Below are 22233 nucleotides of genomic sequence, written 5' to 3'. Positions count from 1 at the left end.
TTAAAATCTAAAATTTTCTCAAGAGTCAGGCGATGTGAACTTAAGATTATTAACTATGTTTAAAAGGATTTCTCGCAGAGAGGGAATCGGTATTTTATTGATGACTTCAGCAGCGAAGGCGTTAACTAACAACTTCCGAGCGTCGTTTTCATCAATTCCCCGACTTTGCAGATAAAATATTTCGTCATCTTCCAATTGGCTAACGGTAGCACCGTGAGCGCATTTGACATTATCGGCTGTAATTTCCAATTGGGGTTTGGTATCAACCCTGGCTTTCGATGACAGTAGCAAATTCCGATTCAACTGGGTTGCATTTGTCAACTGCGCTGGTTTGGGTACAAAAACTTTACCATTGAATACCGCATGAGCGCGATCGCCTACAATACACTTATGCAATTGATCGCTTGTACCGTGAGGATAATTTAGGGCGATCGCACTGTGAGTATCAGACAACTGCTTACCAGAAATCATCGTCAACCCATTAAGAGTAGTTTCTGTCTGTTCACCAGTTTGCAAAATTTCTAAATTGTGCCGCGACAACTTCGCACCTAAATTTATGGCATGACAAGTATATCGACTATTCCGAGCTTGGGAGACAGATGTTTTACCAATATGAAAACCCTCTGCACTATCACCTTGGATTCGAGTATGGTTAACCTGGGCATTTTCCTCAATCCAGATTTCTGTAACTGCGTTAGTAAAGTGAACTACTTCCCCAAGTTCTATTTGATCTGGATCTTCTATGTCTGTTGGTTGATACAGATAATCTTCAATGAGCGTAACACTACTACCAGATTCAGCCACTACTAAAGAACGAGGTTGTGATAGTATCGGTGAATCACCAGGAATAGACAGGAATAGTAAATGAATTGGCGTTTCTACGATAACATTTTTTCCCACCCATACTACAGATGCATTTGTGAAAGCAGCAGTATTCAATGCAGTGAAGACTTCTTGTGTACCCGGTTCTTGGACTGAATAATAATTCTCTAGGCGAGAGCGATATTCTAAAGGAAATCCAGCTAAATCTTCCACCCATATACCTTCTGGCAAATCTGCAACAGATGACAGATCCGGCGAAAAAACTCCGTTGACAAACACCAACCTACTATCAACAGCTTCTGGTAAAGTCAGTCGTGTGATATCAAATTTTATAGACCAAAACCCTCGTGTCTCTACATTGAATTTTACTTGTCGTAGAGACGACAGATCAGTAAATCGCCATTCTTCCTCACGGGTAGTGGGGATAGTTGAGTTACGGACAAAATTAGCAGCGCGATCGCGCACTTGTTGTAACCAAGCAAATGTTTCTGGCTGAGGAACTTCCTCGAAAATCAATCCCTGAAATTGATTTAACAACTCACTCAGGTAAGGATCTCTATCTACCAAGGTGTTGGAAGCCTGACTTTGAGATACTTCAATAGACATTACACACCCACCTCAGCTGCAAACTCTTCCAGCACCCAATCATAACCGCGAGACTCCAATTTCAGTGCCAGTTCCTTACCACCACTTGTAATAATCTGCCCGTTTGCCATTACATGCACAAAATCTGGCACAATATAATCGAGTAATCGTTGGTAGTGGGTAATTAAAATTGTGGCATTTTCCGGACTTGCCAGTTGATTTACTCCATTCGCCACAATCCTAAGTGCGTCAATATCCAAACCCGAATCAGTCTCATCCAAAATTCCCAACTTTGGTTCCAGCAAGGCCATTTGCAGAATTTCATTCCGCTTCTTCTCACCACCAGAAAACCCTTCATTCAAACTTCGACTGAGAAAACTGGGATTCATCTTCACCACATCCAGCTTTTCCTCAATCAAATCGTCAAAATCAAAAGCGTCTATTTCCTCTAAACCTTGCGCCTTGCGACGGGAATTGTACGCCACCCGCAAAAAATCCAAATTGCTCACACCCGGAATTTCTAACGGATACTGAAACGCCAAAAATACACCACTTCTGGCCCGTTCCTCCGGTTCCAACTCCAGTAAATTTTGCCCCTGAAAAATCACCTCACCGCCAGTCACCTCATACGCCGGATGTCCAGCCAACACCTTAGAAAAGGTACTCTTACCAGAACCATTCGGCCCCATAATCGCGTGGATTTCACCCGATCGCACCTCCAGATTCACACCCTTAAGAATCGGTGTCCCATCAACATTAGCCGTCAGATCCCTTACTGACAGCACAACTTCACTATTTTCAAAAATCATCTTCTCTCCCTTCTCCTTCTCTGCGCTCTTGGCGTCTTGGCGGTTCGTCATTCTTCCAGATAAACACAGAACACCGATGTATCTGTATTTATCCTTGCTTCCATTTATCCAACACTGCCTTCCAACTTCAAACTCAACAACTTATCAGCTTCGACTGCAAACTCCATTGGTAGCTGATTAAAAACATCCTTACAGAAGCCGCTAATCATCATCGAAATAGCATCTTCAGAAGAAATACCCCGTTGAGCGAAGTAAAATAACTGATCTTCCCCAATCTTAGAAGTAGAAGCTTCATGCTCCACCTTCCCAGTGTTATTTTGCACCTGAATATAAGGGAAAGTGTTCGCATGGGCATTATCCCCAATCAGCATCGAGTCGCACTGAGAATAATTTCTTGCCCCTTTCGCTGTCGGGTTAACTTTCACCAAACCCCGATAGCTATTACTAGAATTACCTGCGGAGATTCCTTTAGAAATAATTGTACTGCGGGTATTCTTACCTACGTGAATCATTTTTGTACCCGTATCAGCTTGCTGCATATTATTTGTCAGCGCCACCGAGTAAAACTCACCCACAGAGTTATCACCCACCAACACACAGCTAGGATATTTCCAAGTAATTGCCGAACCTGTTTCTACTTGAGTCCAGGAAATCTTGGAATTTACGCCCTGACACAAACCGCGCTTGGTGACGAAGTTGTAAATACCGCCTTTACCGTTGGCATCTCCAGCGTACCAGTTTTGCACAGTGGAGTATTTAATTTCGGCGTTGTCAAGGGCGACGAGTTCCACAACGGCGGCGTGCAGCTGGTTGCTGTCATACATCGGTGCGGTGCAACCTTCAAGGTAAGAAACATAACTACCTTCTTCGGCGACAATCAAAGTCCGCTCAAATTGTCCCGTATCACCAGAGTTGATGCGGAAGTAGGTAGACAGTTCCATTGGGCATTTCACGCCTTTAGGAATGTAGACAAAGGAACCATCGCTAAATACGGCGGCGTTCAAGGCGGCAAAGTAGTTGTCAGCTATAGGAACAACGCTACCCAGGTATTTTTTGATTAGTTCTGGGTGTTCTTGCAACGCTTCCGAAATCGAGCAGAAAATAACGCCATCTTCCGCTAGCTTTTCTTTAAATGTGGTGGCGACAGAAACGCTATCGAAAATTGCATCGACGGCGACATTTGCCAGTCGCTTCTGTTCAGATAGAGAAATGCCTAACTTCTCAAAGGTTTCTAAAAGGGTTGGATCAACTTCGTCCAAACTGTTTAGTTTTTCTTTCTTGCGTTTTGGCGCTGAGTAATAAATGATATCCTGATAATTGATTGGCGGATACTTGACATTTGGCCAAGTTGGTTCCGTCATTTTTTGCCACTGGCGATAAGCCCGGAGGCGAAAGTCCAGCATGAACTGCGGCTCGTTCTTCTTAGAGGAGATTAAGCGAACAACGTCCTCGTCTAGTCCACGCGGAATAGTGTCGGCTTCAATATCGGTAACAAAGCCGTACTTGTAGGGTTGGTTGACTAAGGTTTTGACAGTGGCACTCATCAGTAATAATCTCTCGTATTCAGAACTCTTTTAGGATGGGAGGTGGGCTATGGCTAACCGATTCCCATATCAGGTTACGGAATGGTTACACGGCTGCTAGAATATAGATGGAGACTAAAACAACTTCATTGTTGTTTAAACTATTTTCATTTTACGCTAGATTAACAACAACAATGTTGTCAAAGTCAAATTTTCCAAGAAATTTTTGGGACGTTAGTTGAACGTCTCGCACCAGAAGATGGCGACTACCCACCAGTCCTCAACCAAGCAAGATATCCTAGAATATCTGCACAAACACTCACAAGCAACGGCTTTTGAGTTAGCTGAAGTTATAGAAGTTACCCCTCAAGCGATTCGTCGTCATCTCAAAGATTTGGAGACGGAGGAGCTAGTTTTGTATTCGTTACCAGTACAGGCGGCGGGGATGGGGCGTCCGCAGCATCTTTATCAACTGAGTCCTCAGGGACGCGATCGCTTGCATCGAACAATGAGCGATCGCTTTGGTGATGGCCACGGCAATTTTGCGGTTTCGCTGCTAGACACCTTAGCCGAAACGGTAGGACACGACCAATTTAAATCGATTTTACAGAAACAGTGGGAGCGCAAAGCACAAGAATACCGCGATCGCGTGGGTAGCGGTTCACTGCGAGAACGTGTAGCTAAGTTAGTAGAGTTGAGAAAAGCGGAAGGCTTCATGGCGGAGTATCACCCTGTTGATGCGAATGACTGCTTTGAAAGCGATCGCTTTATGTTAATGGAACATAACTGCGCTATTTCCAACGTTGCCGAGTCTTTCCCCAGCATCTGTGGTCACGAATTAGAAATGTTTGCTGCCGTCTTACTTGATTGTACCGTAGAACGCACCCACTGGATTATCAACGGCGAACATCGTTGTGGCTATTTGGTACAAGTTCGCCAGCAAAAGTCTCATGAATAAGCTCGGTTTTACATCTATCTTCGGTAATCGATAATACCTGAATCGCAACTACCCATTATCAATAATCAACTAAGTTTGAGATAGCGTTTATGGACGTATTACCACAGCAACCATCAGCACAATTTTTAACCCTGGAAGAGTCGGCAAAAGTAGACGCGGCTTTGTTGTCTTCCCCAGAAAAGTTTTTAACAAGATTGACAATTTCATCACTTAAGCTTTTGAAGTATATTGCTCAAGAGTACGGTGTTGCTATTGAAGATTTGACAGCACAACAACTAATTTTCTGGTTTGAAAAAGATGGCAAAATTCGACGTGAACAGGGAATTGAAGCTTCATACTTAAAATGGTGAATTGTGGTAGTAAAGTTTTCGTTTCATTGACTTTGAAAAAATAGCTATCCATGTAAAATATCCCGCTTATAAAAAACATTTCTGTTGCTTAGAAGCGGGATATTAATAGATAAGATATATTCACAATTTTGCCTCAAGTCAATATTGGAGCGAGAACCTTTTAAGTCCCTGACGACGATGAGCAGCAATTGATAGTCATATTTTAGCAACGGTAGAATTAATTGGACGTTACAAACACCAGCCTTAAATAATAAACAAAAAGCACCTTTTTCAAGATGCTTTTAAAGTTGATAATATTTTGTTTGTCAAACAATTTTTTAAGGATTGTAATTGTTAGCCCGAGGACTACGAGATCCAGTCACGGCTCCAATCATTGAGGCTATTAAACCCAACAAAGAACCAAACACAAACCACCACAATCCCGAACGTAAATTACCTGCCGCTTCACGAGCTTGTTGGGCACTTATATTCGCTTGTGGTACATTAACACCACCTTGCTGTTGTACCTGGTTTATGACTGCCCCAGCGTTGGAAGCAGCAACACCAAAAGCACCAGATACTCCACTTGCTAACAGCCATGAGCTAACTGCCAAAGTTGTTGCCCAAAGAATTGCGCCGTTAAGGAGAGCTGTATTGCGGTTCATCGGCCCACAAGCACGGGCTGTAACCCAACCACCAGTAAATAGGGAAATTAATAAAGCGATAGTTGACCAAAGCCCCGCATTACCCGCAGCGTTAGAGGCAATTGATCTCGGTGCACCTGAACCTTCAACTGTGCCTGCTGCAAACGCACCTATTATAGCGCTCAAAATTAATTGGGTAGCTAAGGAAACCAACAAACCAGAAATAATCGGCCCCCAGCGAACAAGATCATGATATTCACTTACTCGGCCTGCTACCACAGGTCCAGTAGGAATAGTGTCATCACCTGTCCGATTTACGTATGACATAGCTTATGTTCTCCAGTGCTGTTTCAGCAAAGTTGCTGCTCAGGTATATTCATGTTTGTACTTAAAATTAAATAGCTAAATCATCTGCTTTTATATCTATCAATAGAAATATTTAATAAGTCTATCTTTAGTGAGAAAAAACAGACTTATTTAACAAATTTTAATAAAACTTAGGATTTATTTATTACATATTAATCGTTTTTTCCAGATTTTCCATATAAAATAAATAAAAACGTTAAATTACAATACAGTTATTAGCTGCTATCGTAACCTAGCTTTTATTTTATAGGAAATTCAACTTCATACACAAGTTTGTAAACCTGATTAAAAGATACTAAAAAAACTAATTAGACAACTATTAAAATATTAACGCATCTTGACTGCGGTGCCTGTAGCAGTAATCAGTAATAGGACTCCTGACTGGTCAATATTGATTGTGCCAGTATCAATTTCAATCCCAATCACAGCATTTGCTCCTAAACGTTGTGCTCGTTGTTCTAATTCTTCTAATGCCTTGCGTTGACCCTGCTCAAATAAACGCTCATAGCTACCAGTGCGTCCACCAATAATATCTCGAATACCAGCCAAAAAATCCCGTAAGAGATTGCTGCCGTAAACTACTTCTGCTGTCACAATGCCTAAATATGACTCAATAGCGGCTCCTTGAATCACATCAGTGGTAGTTATAATCATAAATTAGCCTCCCAGATAGTATATAGGTTAATATTCATTATTAAAATACTTCAACAAGTGTAAACTTATACACATATAATTATTTTCGTTGAGATAGGTTTGATAAACATACTCTCACACAATTTTAAACAGCGATCGCTTTCAGTAGGTACAAAGTGCCATTGCAACTGCGCTTTCACTTGTAGTATTGTCCTAAAAATGAATTAGGATTTGAAGGAGCATTTTGCTTTTTGAATTTATCTTATCGTGTAATGACCATAAAAGGATGTAGACAATCGATAGATAACGACTGCTTGCAAAATATGCGGCTTCGCTAAAGATAGTATAAAGAAAATAAAATTGGATACACACTTAGTAAGTTGTTAAGTTAAATACTCAATAGGAATTAATATTCAATAATTTATCGGATTGGCGTATCACCTATTGCTTTTTGAAGATTTACACGTATAACTACTGATAAGAAAGAGTGTAATTTTGGTGTTATTCTGAATTTATATATAGAGTAACATCATTTCAGCATTTATACTTCGCATTTCATCTTTCAGTAAAAACTCTGTGATATAGCACTGATTATAATGAATGAACTATGAATATCTTAATTCATACGAATAAATACAGTTTTCAAAAGTCCATATTTTTGTTTTAATGTACAAGAAAAAAAGTCCTCTAAAATTTCAGGAATTTTACTGTGTACAAGCCAACATCATTTGTGTTTAGTGTGGTGTTACTAGGATGTTTTGCCTTCAGCATACCTTCAGTGGCTCAGGCTCAGGTATTAGTGGCGCAAGGCAAAAACCCACAATTAAAGCAACTACTAGAAGACGGACGGAGGTTAGTGGATACCGGCGATTATGGTGGTGCGATCGCTGTTTATCAGCAAGCAGCTAGCCTAGATCCCAAGAATGCTAAAATTCATTCAGGTATTGGCTACTTGTACGCTCAACAGGGAAATTACCAGGCGGCATTAACAGCTTATCGTCGGGCGATCGCCATCAACCCTAACAATAGTGATTTTTATTACGCTGTGGGTTACATCAAAGCGAATTTGGGCGACACGCCTGGGGCAAAGGAAGGCTACCGTCGTGCCATACAGCTGAACCGTAACAATGTTAACGCTTATTTAGGATTGGCTGTGACGCAATCTCGTATGGGAGACTATAGTGCCGCTACCTGGGCATACGAGCAAGCAATCGGCTTGGATAAGAATAATGCCCAGACTTATGAATTGATGGGTTCGATGTATAAACAGCGACGACAAGCTAAACAAGCAAACAGCTTGCTTCAGAAAGCCCGTGACTTGTATAAGCGGCGCAATGACTCCGAAGGTGTGAACAGGGTAGAAGCCATGCTACGACAGTTAGGAGGATAAGGTTAATCTAACTGGCGTCTCATTAATTCCACAAAAATATCTTCCAGGTTAGAGGGACGCACGATCATTTTGGTTTTATCGGGCTGTTCATTCAAGTAGACATTTGCTGCTTTCAGGGATGGGAAAAACAAATATTCCCAGCGACGAGCGCCATCACTTCCCACTTCAGACACATCCAATTCCTTCTCACCAAACCTTCACTGTGAATTGATTAATCAGTAGTTGTCACTGCGGGTTGCTAATATGATGTAGCCTCCCGTGCAGTTCCATATTTTCAACTCAGATGATGTCGTTATCAGTCTAATTCCTGACGAAATTAGAATTTTGCAGTGCGGATACTCAGGTATTTAGTTTTTAAGTTTTTAAGTACACAAGTTTTCAGCTAAATTCAATAATTTGATATTAGCTGATACCGATTACCTGTGAGGTTGATCCAAAACTTGGGGCTTAAGCCCCAAGTTTGACCAAGGTTGATTTTATGCAGTTTTATATACAAAGAATTGGTATGAAGTCGTCATCCACCAGAGACGTACTTAATTATTCCTGAACAACAAGATTCCCAACTTATGTAAAAAATTGGGAATCTGAGGCTTCAATTTGAACGAAATCAAATAGGATTCATCTAGCGATTTTGATAGTAAGCCAAAATTTGGTTAACTCGTTGCCGACTTTCTAAACCAGAGTTTGCTGTCCACGAGATGGACAAGCCACCAATTTGACTTTGATTGTAATCAAACTGTTGGGATGACTGGGGAATTAAATCCACTTCTACCCCTTCAACTTGACGTAAATGAGCTGCTATTTCTCTATAGACAGCTAAAGGCAAACCAGGAAACTCAATTTTTTCCTTAATCTCCATCTTTATGAAGCTCCAACATTAAAAGAATTTAAGGGGGGCGTTGTCACTGAAATAGGATTGCCAGTAGCAGATGCAGCTGACGATGTTGAATTGACAGCCCCTTCCCCTACCATTTTGGCAACTTCAATACCATATTGTTCCAGAATCACAATGGGGTTGTAGCCCTGATTCATTTCAATACGTTTAACCAGTACGCCATTTGCTAATCGCTGTCCCGCCTGCACATAGCGACTTGTCGGCTCATCCGGCACTTTGATAATTGCCTGGGGTTCCTTACTAATTAGAACTACACCAGTCACAATAACTGCCCTTGCTAAGTTAGGTTGTGCTGGTGGTGGCAATACAGATACTAAAGTGGGGTTGGGGATAACTTGAGGTAAAACTTTAGGCAAGACTGAAGTCAAGGTAGGATTGATTTTTTTAGCTATGCTGCGTGTTGGAAGTTTTCGTCTTGCTGGTGATGCAGTAGGTAGCTTAGGCGATACGGGAACAGGTCTGGTTAAAGCTATGGTGCGTGTTGGAAGTTTTCGTCTTGCTAGTGATGCAGTAGGTAGCTTAGGCAATACGGGAACAGGTCTTCCAGATGTTTTAGGCATTCCGGCAACCGCCTGCCCAAAAATTTGTGCAAACGGGTCACTTCGGTCTTTTGATAGCACAACTAGCCGTGCCCGCTCTGTAGCATTAGTGGATTGAATCAAGTTAACAGATGCAGGAGTAACTAGTGAAACCTGTTTGGCAGGTATCACTGGATTGTTAAAGGATTGAGCCGCTGGGGGCGACTTTGCTGCTATTTTGGGAATCGGCACAGGATTGGTGGCTTGTTGTGTATCTTCAGAAGCACATCCAGCGATCGCCAAAGTTAAAATAGCTACAATTGTAATTTTTAAATTTCTGCCCATGAGCTGTTCTCAAAAGCCATTGGAAAATCGAAAAGTGGAAATCAACATGCCTGAAATTTGGATCAAAGGCAAAGTCTGTTCCCTTTATAACCTAATTTTTTACATTTCAAGGGTTATTTTTAGCACTGCCTACTCAGCATAACTGCGGCTTGGTGTTGATTTGCAGTTAATCCTCTGCTACACCCATAAGCTCTTTCATCAAATCCAGACCTTTCTTGACTCTACGGGAAACTGTTACGACACTGATTCCTAGATGTTCTGCAACTTGTTTTTGTGTCAAATCTTGTAAAAACACACATTCCAACACATCGCGGGTGCGTTGTTCAAGCTGAACCAATGCTTGTTGCAATCGAAGTTGGTCTTCTTGTGCCAATTGAAAGCTGCGATAGTGAGGATCTGGAACCAATTCTCCCAAACAGGTAGAGCCTTCTTCTCCATCTTGGATTGGTACATCAAGACTCAAGGGAGCACGATTTACCCATGCTAATTTAATTTCTTGCCATTCGTTTGGAGAAATTTCCAGTGCTGTTGCTAGTTCGGAGTCTGTTGGTTGGCGATTATGCTTTTCACGCCAAGAACGTGACACTCCTATTGCTTGCTGTTGTAGTGCTAACCACTTCCGAGGAATTCGCACCGTGACACCTTTATCTCGGAGATAGTGTTGAATTTCACCCCGAATATAGGGAAGAGCGTAGGAACTAAAGGCATGTCCTTTGGAAAGTTCAAATTTTTCAATAGCTCTGATTAAACCCAAACACCCAACCTGAAGCAAATCATCGTAGGTTTCATGACATTGATTCGTCCAGTAGTGAGCTTCTTTTCTCACAAGTCCAAAGTTGAGTTTTACCAGTTGATTGCGAACATTTTCTGACCGAGATTGCTGATATTCTCGCAACAACTGCCAAATTTCATGTTTTAGTTCATTGGTGACTGTGGTAGGCATAGCACCGTGTTTATTGAGTAAATTAACCCACATTCCGCACTTTTAAACTTAGCTGCGATCGCACGATATTAAAGAGAATATCGGACTATATGTCATCACAAAATTCTATGGAAAATAACAAAGTTTTCCTAGAAAAAATTCCATATAGTTGCTTGACAATCGAGCAAAATTTAAATGGGCGAAATCGTTATTTATCTTTGATCCGCTCTGTAGCTGTTTTTAGAACTACATAGAAATAAAATATAAAATTAATTACTAGATATCAAACCGAGATTTTACTTAACTTTAATTAATTAATGCTCAAGCTAAGTTTATAGAAACAAAACAACATTGGTCACGATGTTTGTGGATAAGGAAAACTTTTTTCACAGTATAATTACGTGTCTCTTAAACTGAAACTTATCCAATAATTTAAAATTACTAATAATATTTATAAATAGTATGTATATTCACGTAACTCAATAAAATAAAGGGCAACATGCCCTTTGTTGTACTTAAGTTTATAGTTTTTTAATGAAAGGGAAAAGGTTAAAGGGTACGGGGTAAAGGGATAAATCAAGTCGCCCATAAGAACAAGGTATCAACCTTTTCCCAATTGCAATGATTATTTAATTCACAATTTTGCTCGGCTTTAACCTTTCCCCCTCAAAAAAGGCAGGGCTGTTTCATTCTTTCAAAGCCTCTTGAAAAGCTGGGACAAGGGAAGGAAGAATTTTTCTCTTGTCTCCCCTTGAAACTTTGTCTCTTTTCGTCTCTGTAAGGCTTATATAGGAATGAAACAGCCCTGAAAATGGGGGCAAAGAAGTTAACTTTGGTGATGAAACCTGATGCTTACAGAATTGTAATTCTGAATGCTACTCAGTTACCTAACTCCAGAGAATTTAGCCACGAGTCGGTTCAACCCGCGCAAAAAATAGACCGCGTATCTTGACTTCTTTCGGTTCGCCAGCACCTAAATCTGTATCAGATGGCTGTTCGCTCTCGAAAGTACCAGCAATTTCACCACTAGAGCTATCGATTTTAGCGATTTGCAGAGAAATCTTGCCATTAAGATTTTCAGCACGCTTAACGTTAGTGCGGGTAAGTTCTTCATCATCCGCTTGGGCGGGGAGAGCCACAGCATTATCGTAGCCACTGACGACACCGCGACCCTTGGGATCTAGGAAGGCAGCACCACGATAGGAAGGAACTTTGAAGGTGCCTTCAAAGTCCGTGGAGGTGTTAATAGTAGTCAAACCGGATTGGGTTTGAGCAACCAAGTTTTTGATGGTGAACAGGAAAGGTACTCGCTCACCACCAGGAAGTTGCACAGTGATGGCTTGGAAGTCAAGACCATCAGTTTCCACAAAGGTCAGGCTCTTATCTGAGTTTATTTTGAGGTTGCCTTGCACCTGGTCAATGGTGGAAGTGTATCTGGTCAACAATTTGCCAGCAACAAATTCTGCTTCTTGCCGTTTATTAGCAGGTTCTTCTTTGATAAAGAAGCTAGTTGGTTCTAAGCAAAGTTCTTTAATGGCATAGGACTGGCTAGAATCAATGGGAATAGAGCCACGCCTTGTTTCTGCTAGTTGGGGGCATTTGTTCGCCAAGCCAGTGCCACGAATTTGATCGTAAGTTAGTACATCTCTACTACTAGTAGCAGGAGCATCACTACAAGCAGTTATTAGCCCCAGGCACAAAGCCAAGAATGCAACAATTAAAGCGCGATACCTCATGGTTAACCTCAATCTCAAAAATTAATATCTAAGTTGTAAAACTGCATCGAAGCTTTGATCTTTGACGAGAAGCCATCCTCGTCCGGACGCTGCGTTGCTCTGATTGCAAGAGTTGAAACAACTGTCCGGGCGTATTAGATTGGAAGTCGCCGCTCAAACTTTTCTCTGCTAAACGTACTTAAACGTTTCGCTCTCTTGAGCTTGGGGTGTCAGAAGCCCCAGACTAAGTAGCACACTGCATCCATTTTGGATGTGTGTAACTAGGGGAGCAAAAAACCAGCAGTTTGACTGTTGGTAGCATTTGTTAGGGTTGAGCGCGTGGATGGGTAAGCCCTACACAGAGTGGCATAAGTGCTTGCCTCAAAGAGCACGAAGAGAGGAGTCTACTTCATACTTCGCTCTTGCCTGTGGCAAAAGCGGCGTCGCCCAAGTGTTTCTGTATTATGTATGTGACGCCACTACATACAGCCCATTGTTTGATGGGGAAATCAGCCAGATCATACGATTTTTTTTAACTCAAAATCAAAGTACTCAAAATCCAAGAAAGTCTCGTCCTGATCACATCTAGCTGCCGTGGAGGCTATGTTAAACTTTACCGCTCCCTTTTAGGAGTGATCGCAATTGTCTTTAATAAAGATACAAATCTAGTTATATTCACCGCTCGGAGAAATCTGCACAAAGCTACCTAAAAGTACTCATTGCCGAGACTTCCACGTTGGTAATTTTAGTTCAAATGCCTAAAACTACGGGGATAAACGGCAATCCATGCCAGTCACCTTAACTCTTGGAACCCTTGCACAGCGCTGGCTCCGCTTTTCCCTTAAAAACATTGGGAATTACTTCTTAACACTTCGGCTTCGCTCAGTAATTCAACTTGTGGAAGTTGTCTTGGCTAGCAAATAGATAAAGTACTGCTTACCATCCGATTTGACGGCGGCTTTAATCTCTAAAAATTTTAGCAGAATATTAAGATTATTTTCTTTTTCTGATTCTGAGGCTATTACAGCTACTCAAAATGGGTAGTAGCTACCCTGCCGCAGAGTTTCTGGTGTCAAGTAACAGCTAATCAACAGTGGCAAACTAGGGAAAATTAAAAATCTCCGGTAAATTTGAGTTGACCTCATTTATACGGAAAGGGTGGAATGAACGATCAGAAAAATCTTTGCTCAGGGGAGTTGTCCTGTAAACTGCAAGCGATCGCAACTGTGGTGCATGATGCAGTTCAGGGTTGTGAAGACGATACTGTAGCTCTTTTGGCAATGCTTAGGCAATTGGAGCAGTTACATCGAGAGATCCGGGATGGGGTTTTTCAAGAGAGTTTGCCTGTTAACCGTCAGCAACTCTACTCACTGTTGAAAGATATTGAGTCTGAGGGAGGTTGGCCTTATATTGAGCGCATGAGACTACAAGCCTTTTTGGCGAATTTGCCCCAAGAGGCTCCTCCAGAAAATAGCCATGAAGTTTTGGAGAGCGATCGCTCCTTTAGCTGATTATCTCGAAAATTATTTTATAGCTTTGAATTAACAACTCTGATCGCCTCATCAACCGCTAAACCAAGAGCGGTTGCTGATTGAGGCTTCAACTTAATTCATAATTATTAATTTATAATTATTCATAAATTAAAAAGGGTTTGTACTGGTTATGCCATCACAAAGAAGGCGATCGCGTTCTTCAAGATTGCGGTTGTGCTTGAGGTAATCACCCACCCAATCGCAACCACGAACAAGCAGATCATCAAGATGTAAATTCCACAGAATTATCGTGTTGTCATCACTAGCTGATGCTAACGTTTGACCATCTGGGCTAAAACTGACACTTAACACTGGGGCGCGATGCCCATTGAGACTTTTAATTAATTTGCCTTCCCGACTCCAGAGCTTCACTGTACTATCCCAACTGGCTGCGGCGAGGAATTCACCATTGGGACTGAAAGTTACAGCATTGACGCTATCGCTGTACCCTTTTAATAAGGTTTTTAACAACGTACCATCCCGTCGCCATAGTTTCACGGTGTTATCCCAACTGGCAGAAGCCAGCAACTCATCAGTGGGACTGAAGCTGACACTTAACACCCAGCTGTCATGGGGCGAGAAAGTTTTGAGCAAAGTACCATCTCGCCCCCAGAGTTTCACAGTTTGGTCATCACTGGCAGAGGCTAGAACCTGACTATCAGGACTAAAATTCACGCTATTTACCCAACCCTGATGCCCTACTAAGGTTTTGAGCAACTTGCCCTCACGGTTCCAAAGTTTCACCGTTTTATCTTTGCTAGCTGATGCCAAAAACTGACCATCAGGGCTGAAATTCACGCTCATCACACTATCAGTATGCCCGTGGAGAGTCATAATTAAAGTACCGTCAAGCCGCCAAAGTTTCACAGTTTTGTCATAACTTCCTGAAGCCAGCATTTTACCTTTGGGGTCAAAACTGACACTAGGAACTTTATCTGTGTGCCCTACCAAAGTTTTGTAAAGTCGGGTTTTGACCTCGCCACTACTGGTGTATCGTCGCCAAAGTTTGACAGTGCGATCGCTACTACCAGAAGCTAGCATCTGACCATCAGGACTCCAAGCAACGCTCAAAACTCGCTTCTGATGCCCTCGAAGAATAGACGGTGTTGGGGCATCTAAACTCCATAGTTTTACGCTTTTGTCATAACTTCCTGAAGCCAGTAATTTATTATTTGGACTGAAAGCTAAACTGACAACAGCATCACTGTGTCCTTTGAAGGTTTCGAGTAAGTTACCAGTGATACTCCAGAGGTTTATGGTATTGTCTTCACCCGCAGAAGCTAACTTTTTACTATCAGAACTAAAGCTTAAACTCCACACTGTACTGCTATGTTGCCGTAAAGTTTTGTAAGGAAGAAAGTCAAAACCGTCTTTGGTGCTGTTACTTTTTTGCAGCCAAAGTTTCACTGTCTTATCTCGACCTGTTGACGCCAACAGTTTGCCGTCGGGGCTGAAAACAGCTACAGTCACACCCTGCTGATGTCCCTGTAAAGTTGTGACGAGGCTACCGTCCCGTCGCCAGATTTTCACTGTCTTGTCGTCGCTGGCTGAGGCGATGAATTGACCATCAGGACTAAAGTTTACCCAGTTGACCCACCCTCGATGTCCTCTCAGTATTTTTACTAAGCTACCGTCTTTGCGCCAGAGTTTTACGGTTGTATCCTTACTGCCAGTAGCTAACAACTCACCATCAGGACTGAAATTAACGCTGTAAACCCAATCTTTATGTCCTTTCAGGGTTTTATATGGCTTGGGGTCAAATTCACCCGTAATCGGGTTTTTGTGCCAGATTTGCACTGTTTTGTCAAGGCTGGCGGAGGCTAGGGTTTGACCATCTGGGCTGAAACTTACACAGGTGACAGCATCAGTGTGTCCTTTGAGGGTTTGGAGTAAGGTACCGTCAGGACGCCAAATTTTCACCGTCTGATCTCGGCTGCCTGACGCTAGGGTTTGACCATCTGGGCTGAAAGTTACTCCCCAGACAATATCACTATGCCCTTCCAGGCGGTTAGCTTCCGTTACCCCATAAACTGCCTGTTGCAGGGCTGTCACCACCCGCATTCGGGTATCTGGCTGCACTCCATCTGCCTGTTTTAGTCCTCTCCAAGCCCGCAAACTTTCTAATAAAGCATCAAACTCTTTATTAGAGGCAAAAAGAGCTTCGCTAGCAGCAGTGATTCCACTAATCCTCAAGTTGGTTTCACTGCGTTCAGCTCGTACAGTTTGGCGGATTGCTACTCTTTTTTGCAAGTCGGCTTGCCACCATAATGCTGCTATTGTTCCCCCCATGATTGCCAGCACTGCGCCTGCTATCCGTGCTTCCCGCAGTCGCCGTTGTAATACCAAATTGAGTTGCTTTTGACTAAGTTTTTGAGCCACTTCAGCTCTAGTTTTTTCTAGTTTGACTTTTTCTAATTCGGCAACTATGCCATAGTTATTTTTTTGGCGAATTGGTTCAACTAAATAATCGTGAACTAGCTGGTAGCGATCGCCTAATTCATCTCTGATTAACAACACCAACCCCGAACCCACCAATATTTCTAAAATCAGTTCCCCAACTGTGTCAAAGCTTGATATTGTATCTATATCCTGATTATTAACTAATGCAGCCGCTAAATCAGCTTTAGTTTTTAATGGTCGCGTCCCCTTTTCATCAGTTAATTCAAATAATAATTTCCAGCTTAATTCTTCATTTTGCTGACCGCAGTCTTTGATAACTTCTCCAAGCCAGCGTTCCACCAATTTTGCCGAGCCACCGCAAAGCTTGTATTGTCCGAGTGTGGTAATGCTTTCTATTTGTAGTTGAGCACCTACTATTTGTAATTCAATTGGATGTACTTCGTCTAGTTCTCCTGTCAAATCCTGGACTAATCGGTTAATTAATTCATCACTCAGTTCATAATGGGAACGTTGAGTAAGACTGTGAATTATGGCTTTAGCATCTTGACTAGAGAATTTCCCTAAATAGTAGCGAATGTCCTTATCGAGAATATTTTTATTAATTATACCTAAATCATATAGTCCAATACTATTTTTTTGGCTCAACCGTTCAAATTCTAATAAATGATGTAAATAATCTTCTCTTAAGGAAAGAATAATTTTTACAAATGAGATATTTAAACATTCACTAAAAAATTTGTAAAATTCTATTCTTTGGGCGCGAGGATTACTAACAAAAAAAAACTCTTCAAACTGATCTAATACGATAATTATTGTATAATTGCGCTCAGATGCGAACCGAATTTTTTCGAGCAGTATAGTAGGTTTAGAATTCAGATTAACCGATATTTCTGTGTGGGAAAAGGCTTGGTTTATACTGCTTGTCAAGACTGTAATCCAATCAGTGTAAACAGACAAAACAATAGGTATAGGAATGCGTTCACCAATAACTTTTCCTTTCAAAGCTGGTACTAAACCAGCTTTGAGAATTGAACTTTTACCTACACCCGATGGTCCATAAATTACTGTGAGTTTGTAGTCAGCACGAGTAATTCTTTCAATCAAACGATTGACATCTTGCTGTCGTCCAGAAGCAGATATTTCTTGGGCAACCCCCTCAGGAATAAATGGTATTTTTTGAGGATCTAATGCTGGGTTAATTTTAGAGCGTTGCGGCTGTAACTGACTTGCTCCAATGAAAGCACGAAAGCCATACTGATGTTCTATTTGAATTTTTTCTTGCTTCAGCTTAAAAGCTTCTGTATAGTCATGACGCTCAAAAAAGTAAAGCGATCGCAATTCCTCTAAAATCTCTAGATAAAGTGATGGTTGATGTTGTAACTCACAAACTACCCTCGCCCATTCTAAATTATTGATAGCTTCCTCCGACTCACCTAAATGCCGCTGTGTACGTGCTAGTAAGAGAAGATACCAACTTTCTTGTCCTCGTGTTTGCAAAGCATCTCGCAGAGAAACTTCTGTTGCTTCTTCGGAGATAGAAAGTGCTGTATTCGCTAATTCATGAGCCAGTACCCAATTCGACTCCGAAGCTGCCACATTTGCCAAAAAACCATAATTTTGAGCAACTTGTGCAGGACTTCCATAAGTTTTATGTAGATGCAATGACTTTTGAGCTAATTTTTTTAAGTCATCCCAAGCTTGTAAACGTTGCAGCATTTCACAAGCAGGTAAAATAAATTTAGCCACTAAGTCTTCTCTTTGTACTTCCTCCAATACTTCCAAGCATTGTTTAAACCACAAGAGAGCATGTTCGCAATAGCTACTATTATTATTCTGGTGTAAGTCTGCCATTCGGTAATAACACAGCCCCAGATGGAATAATACTATTGCTTGCTTGAGTAAAGATGAAGGGGGTATAGGATGAGGATATGAGGTGGGTAAAGAAGAATTATTCTCCCACTCTGCTATTATCCTGATTTCCTGCTGCCATAATGCTAGGCTTCTTTGATAATTGGCTAAAGCACCATTAATTTGATCGTTGGCGTATTTATCTCGCCCCAATACAAATTCCAAACTAGCTTCTAATCCTGGTGTTAATTGAAAGCCATAGAGGCGCAGCAAATCATTACGGGCTGATTCTATTTCGTGGCGGTGTTGGGACTTAGGATCTAAATTTAGGGAGGCATTAGATAAAAATGTTTCAGCACCTGCTTCTAAAACTTTGGCAAATAGAGATTCTTCCTCTTGATGGATCAAATCAATTAGATCTGCTTTTGCCATTTCAAATTTAATAGTGGTTGCAGCCCAACTTTTGAAATCAGGCGCTAATCTGGACAGTAATGATGCCACTTCATCTTGTAGCCACAATATCACTGGAAATGGAAAAGTTGCGGCATAGATATCTCGTGCTTGGTTGATACCTGTAAGTAAGTTTTCCAGGTCAATGGCTGACTCAATACCGAAAACCATAACAGCAGATGGCAAAGAGTCTGTAACGACGGCAGGATTATCTAGAAATAGTTCTGAGACTATTGTGCTGTGTAAGGAAGTAGTTGGTGGATTGAGAACGATTTCTTTGATATTGATGTCTTTAGTGATAGAGCGAATATTTTCTAACATTTGCTCACGTAATTGCTCATAGTTACACCGAACTAAAATCAGGGCAAATTGACCTTCGGAAAGTGCGATCACTCTAATCAGTCTTTGCAAAGTATACTGATTTTCTTTTGTGTAAATGTGTACCTGCTTATCATTAATCATTGGTTATTAAACATTGGGCATTGGTTATTGGACATTGGGCATTAGTTATTAGTTATTAGTCCAATGGCAAACGACAAAGGACTAATGACAATTGACTTACCCAATACTGTTACTTATTTTGTTGCCAAGCAAGGACTTTTTCTGTTTCTGCTAAGGCTGGACTGATGCCAAACCAGCGCCCCAGAGGATCACGATATTCAAACAGATACATGCTTCGTAGTAAGCTCTGGTAGTCAGACTCACCTTTAACTCTCTGCTGCTGCACTACTTCAAACAATAATTCCCACTGGGATTCATCAATAGCTAATAGCAGATCGTCGCGGTAGTCCTTAATCACGGCTTCTAAGCAGTCCCTAGAAAAAGGTGGATCTTGTCGTTGCAGGCAGCTATAAAGTAAACCCAATAAATTACGAATATGGCCACCGCTAACGCGACATAGACGATCTAAGGTTTGAGAGTGATCGAATAATTCTGTAATTAATAAAAGCCTTCCATTCAAAGGAACTTCTGGAAAAGCTCTTGCTAAGACTAACTGGCGCACTAGTAACATCCCTGGTTCGTAATCACTGCCATCTCTTTGTCGCACTAATACCATCGGCAGCACTTTTGGCGCAATCCCTCCCCCCAGGCGATTTTTTAGTGTCTCGTACTCATTGGAGAAAATTAACGTCAGGGGAATGGTGTAAACTAGGTGGCATTTGAGTCGGCGTAACTGTTCACCTCGGTCGATGAAGAGATATTCGGGTTGCGATCGCCCCGATGCTAAAGGACGCATATCCACTCGATCCAAATTATCCACAATCACTACCAGTCCTTTTTGACCCCGTAGCTTTAGCTGTTCAATAGCCTTTTCTAAAATTTCTTCGTTAATCGCTTGCAAAATACTACTGGTACGTGGTTCCAGATATTGCCTCAGTTGATTCCGCATCTGGCTGCTATCTTTGGTTTTGGCGGTAATTTTGGCAATACCCAAGGACAATTCTGCTTGTCCAGAAAGCTCTATGGGGCTTTGCAAAAAATCGCCTACTTCTTTAAACAAATTGGTAAAATAACCAGGTTTGAGTTTGATGTTAATCCCTTCTAAACTGGCACTGACTTGACGGGCTACACTCAGCAAAATATCGCTGACATCAATATCTGCCATGTCTAAGTCTTGACTGGACTCAAAATAAACCACATGAAATCCCGCCAATTCTAGTTCTGTCTTCAGGCGCTGCAATTCCGTTGACTTACCGCAGCCAATGTGACCCGTAAATAACTGGCAGGTTGGCTCATCAGGAGAAATCCGGCAGATAGTCCGCTGCAATTCTTCGACAATTTTGCAACCACGGACATCAGCAAAATCTATGTAATACTGCCGATCAAGTACGTTACTTATATTGAGCGTGTAGCTGGGGTTACATGCTTTATAAAAACGTGACAAATTTAATGTCGTTTTCATGTATGTAGATGTGTGTGTAGATGCAGTTTAATTCATATTTTTTATACAAAAAATCTCTAGCCGAGATGTAGGCACACGATTAACTCGCAAGTTGGTAGTGTCTTGCAAGGGACAGTACTTGGTGCAGGATCGCTGTCAGTAGTATAGTAGAGATTTAATTGACCCTAATAACCTTAAACATATCTGTCCTTTTTACACCTGCTATTGAGGTTTTGACAATCTCTAACTTTTGTTTGACCTGGCACAAACCTTTATAGTTGAGTAAATCAGTAAAAAAGCTACTAGACTAGATGGTTCTCAGTTTGTATAGCTGATCAGGTAGAACTGGTATTAATTATAGCAAGCTATACAGAGGTTATGAAATACCTACATATCATTTCACATTCTATTTGTCAACAAAACAAAATTATAAATATCTAAATTAATATTTTGTAATCTTTAGAGAAAAAATATTTGATGATCACTTGTCAAAAAGACAACAGTCGGTTAAGACTAGACACCGGAAACTTTAATCGGAATGATGACTAGCGCCACGATCTTTGTGTTGTTACTGTAAAGTGTTACTAAAAATAAAAAAAGTCTGGAGGAGAGTGGCTAATAGATGCCAACAGTGTTTACTGAAATTAATAATGATACAAGCGCATGAAGGAATTTGGACTGCAACCAGAAAGGGGTTTGAATGGCTGGCATAATATCAGTTTCCCGCACGGATTTAGCCCAGCGTCGTCAGAAATTACGTCGGCGGCGGCAGATGAGAATTATTCAGGCTATTTGGCGAACCTTTGCCATTATCGGTTTGGCGGGTGGATTGCTGTGGGTAGCAGTCCAACCAGTGTGGATGCTAAAAACTCCCAAACAAATAGTGATGAAATCAGGCAATCAATTATTGTCGGATGAGACAACTCAGTCACTGTTGGTGCTATCTTACCCCCAGTCTTTGTGGCGGATTGAACCGGGAGCGATCGCTAATTCTTTGAAAAAACAACCAACTATTGCCCAAGCGATCGTTAGACGCCGCCTCTTTCCTCCTGGATTAATCATCGAAATCCAAGAACGAGTCCCTGTAGCGGTGACTCAAACACCAAATGTGCAAAATCAGGGTACTAGCAACAAAAAAGTCATAATCGGCTTACTAGATGCAAGTGGAGTCTGGATGCCTTTAGAAAAATACACATCACTGAATCCCACAAGGAAATTACCCAATCTCAGAGTAATTGGATTACCAAAACAATACTGTCTCTACTGGACTCAGCTTCATCAAGCTGTCAGCCAAAGTCCTGTGAAAGTGATGGAAATTGATTGCCAAAATCCAACGAATTTAATTTTGAAAACAGAACTAGGAAATGTGCATCTCGGCGTTCCAGGCCCCCAGTTGTCTGAACAAATTAAGGTACTTGCCCAAATGCGGCATTTAACAGCAAAACTCAATTCTGGTCAAATAGAGTATATTGATCTGAAAAATCCGGAATTACCATTAGTACAGATGAACCAAAAAGACCAAAAATTAACTCCTAAAATCCCTAAAAACATCTAGCATGTTTAATGTATTGAAACGCCTTATGTGAGTGAGAAGGGGTAGCAAAAAAGAAAGGGAAACCACAAGATAAAGGTAACGAAACCAAAGCTTGAGGTCTCCCAATGAATAT

At 41.4% G+C, this 22233-nt stretch carries 16 protein-coding genes and 1 pseudogene; 5 read left to right on the top strand and 12 right to left on the bottom strand.

Annotation, left to right across the window (positions count from 1 at the left end; all coding sequences use genetic code 11):
- Window positions 1–18 precede the first annotated feature (18 nt).
- The 3 genes from sufD to sufB form a co-directional block, all read right to left on the bottom strand.
- Window positions 19–1428, bottom strand: coding sequence for a Fe-S cluster assembly protein SufD (sufD, locus tag V7K21_RS20940; protein ID WP_335177157.1), 1410 nt, complete (start codon window positions 1426–1428; stop codon window positions 19–21).
- The gene (gene sufC, locus V7K21_RS20935; protein WP_335177254.1) at window positions 1428–2216 is read right to left on the bottom strand and encodes a Fe-S cluster assembly ATPase SufC; all 789 of its coding nucleotides are present in this window, start codon (window positions 2214–2216) and stop codon (window positions 1428–1430) included. Before sufC ends, sufD begins: the two co-directional genes overlap by 1 nt.
- Before the next feature lie 104 nt (window positions 2217–2320).
- Window positions 2321–3760, bottom strand: coding sequence for a Fe-S cluster assembly protein SufB (gene sufB, locus V7K21_RS20930; RefSeq protein WP_335177156.1), 1440 nt, complete (start codon window positions 3758–3760; stop codon window positions 2321–2323).
- 238 nt (window positions 3761–3998) lie between these two features.
- Here sufB and sufR point away from each other — a divergent pair, with 238 nt between their 5' ends.
- Window positions 3999–4697 (top strand): iron-sulfur cluster biosynthesis transcriptional regulator SufR, encoded by a 699-nt coding sequence (gene sufR / locus V7K21_RS20925; RefSeq protein WP_335177155.1) that lies wholly within the window; start codon window positions 3999–4001, stop codon window positions 4695–4697.
- A gap of 89 nt (window positions 4698–4786) precedes the next feature.
- Window positions 4787–5047 (top strand): hypothetical protein, encoded by a 261-nt coding sequence (locus V7K21_RS20920; RefSeq protein ID WP_335177154.1) that lies wholly within the window; start codon window positions 4787–4789, stop codon window positions 5045–5047.
- Window positions 5048–5364: 317 nt separating this feature from the next.
- Here V7K21_RS20920 and V7K21_RS20915 read toward each other — a convergent pair whose 3' ends face one another.
- Together V7K21_RS20915 and V7K21_RS20910 are read right to left on the bottom strand one after the other, a co-directional pair.
- Window positions 5365–5997: a hypothetical protein gene (locus tag V7K21_RS20915; protein WP_335177153.1), complete on the bottom strand. Its 633-nt coding sequence runs from the start codon at window positions 5995–5997 to the stop codon at window positions 5365–5367.
- Window positions 5998–6363: 366 nt separating this feature from the next.
- Window positions 6364–6690 (bottom strand): YbjQ family protein, encoded by a 327-nt coding sequence (locus tag V7K21_RS20910; RefSeq protein ID WP_335177152.1) that lies wholly within the window; start codon window positions 6688–6690, stop codon window positions 6364–6366.
- 688 nt (window positions 6691–7378) lie between these two features.
- Between V7K21_RS20910 and V7K21_RS20905 the strand changes: the two genes are divergently transcribed.
- Window positions 7379–8059: a tetratricopeptide repeat protein gene (locus tag V7K21_RS20905; protein WP_335177151.1), complete on the top strand. Its 681-nt coding sequence runs from the start codon at window positions 7379–7381 to the stop codon at window positions 8057–8059.
- A 2-nt stretch (window positions 8060–8061) separates the two neighbouring features.
- On the opposite strand, the pseudogene V7K21_RS20900 reads toward V7K21_RS20905, so the two are convergent.
- The 5 genes and pseudogenes from V7K21_RS20900 to V7K21_RS20880 all read right to left on the bottom strand — a co-directional run.
- Window positions 8062–8202 (bottom strand): annotated as a pseudogene (locus V7K21_RS20900) (ABC transporter ATP-binding protein); the annotation flags it as partial.
- 479 nt (window positions 8203–8681) lie between these two features.
- Window positions 8682–8918 (bottom strand): hypothetical protein, encoded by a 237-nt coding sequence (locus V7K21_RS20895; protein ID WP_298910653.1) that lies wholly within the window; start codon window positions 8916–8918, stop codon window positions 8682–8684.
- Between the two features lie 2 nt (window positions 8919–8920).
- The gene (locus V7K21_RS20890; protein ID WP_335177150.1) at window positions 8921–9817 is read right to left on the bottom strand and encodes a hypothetical protein; all 897 of its coding nucleotides are present in this window, start codon (window positions 9815–9817) and stop codon (window positions 8921–8923) included.
- 166 nt (window positions 9818–9983) lie between these two features.
- On the bottom strand, window positions 9984–10760 hold the full coding sequence (locus V7K21_RS20885) for an RNA polymerase sigma factor SigF (protein ID WP_298910737.1): 777 nt from the start codon (window positions 10758–10760) through the stop codon (window positions 9984–9986).
- 881 nt (window positions 10761–11641) lie between these two features.
- Window positions 11642–12475 carry a photosystem II manganese-stabilizing polypeptide gene (locus V7K21_RS20880; protein WP_335177149.1) on the bottom strand — a complete coding sequence of 278 codons (834 nt, stop codon included), beginning with the start codon at window positions 12473–12475 and terminating at the stop codon, window positions 11642–11644.
- A gap of 1142 nt (window positions 12476–13617) precedes the next feature.
- On the opposite strand from V7K21_RS20880, the gene V7K21_RS20875 reads away from it, so the two are divergent.
- On the top strand, window positions 13618–13965 hold the full coding sequence (locus V7K21_RS20875) for a hypothetical protein (protein ID WP_335177148.1): 348 nt from the start codon (window positions 13618–13620) through the stop codon (window positions 13963–13965).
- A 129-nt stretch (window positions 13966–14094) separates the two neighbouring features.
- Here V7K21_RS20875 and V7K21_RS20870 read toward each other — a convergent pair whose 3' ends face one another.
- Both V7K21_RS20870 and V7K21_RS20865 read right to left on the bottom strand, forming a co-directional pair.
- Entirely contained in the window at window positions 14095–19146 is a 5052-nt protein-coding gene (locus V7K21_RS20870; RefSeq protein ID WP_335177147.1) for an nSTAND1 domain-containing NTPase, read from the bottom strand.
- Between the two features lie 109 nt (window positions 19147–19255).
- The gene (locus V7K21_RS20865; protein WP_335177146.1) at window positions 19256–20587 is read right to left on the bottom strand and encodes a P-loop NTPase fold protein; all 1332 of its coding nucleotides are present in this window, start codon (window positions 20585–20587) and stop codon (window positions 19256–19258) included.
- Between the two features lie 679 nt (window positions 20588–21266).
- Between V7K21_RS20865 and V7K21_RS20860 the strand changes: the two genes are divergently transcribed.
- Complete coding sequence (locus tag V7K21_RS20860; protein WP_335177145.1) at window positions 21267–22121, top strand: cell division protein FtsQ/DivIB; 855 nt, start codon at window positions 21267–21269, stop codon at window positions 22119–22121.
- Window positions 22122–22233: the final 112 nt, after the last annotated feature.

It is taken from the genome of Nostoc sp. (assembly GCF_036919595.1).
Lineage (GTDB): Bacteria > Cyanobacteriota > Cyanobacteriia > Cyanobacteriales > Nostocaceae > Nostoc.
This window is presented reverse-complemented; position numbering and strand designations above follow the sequence as displayed.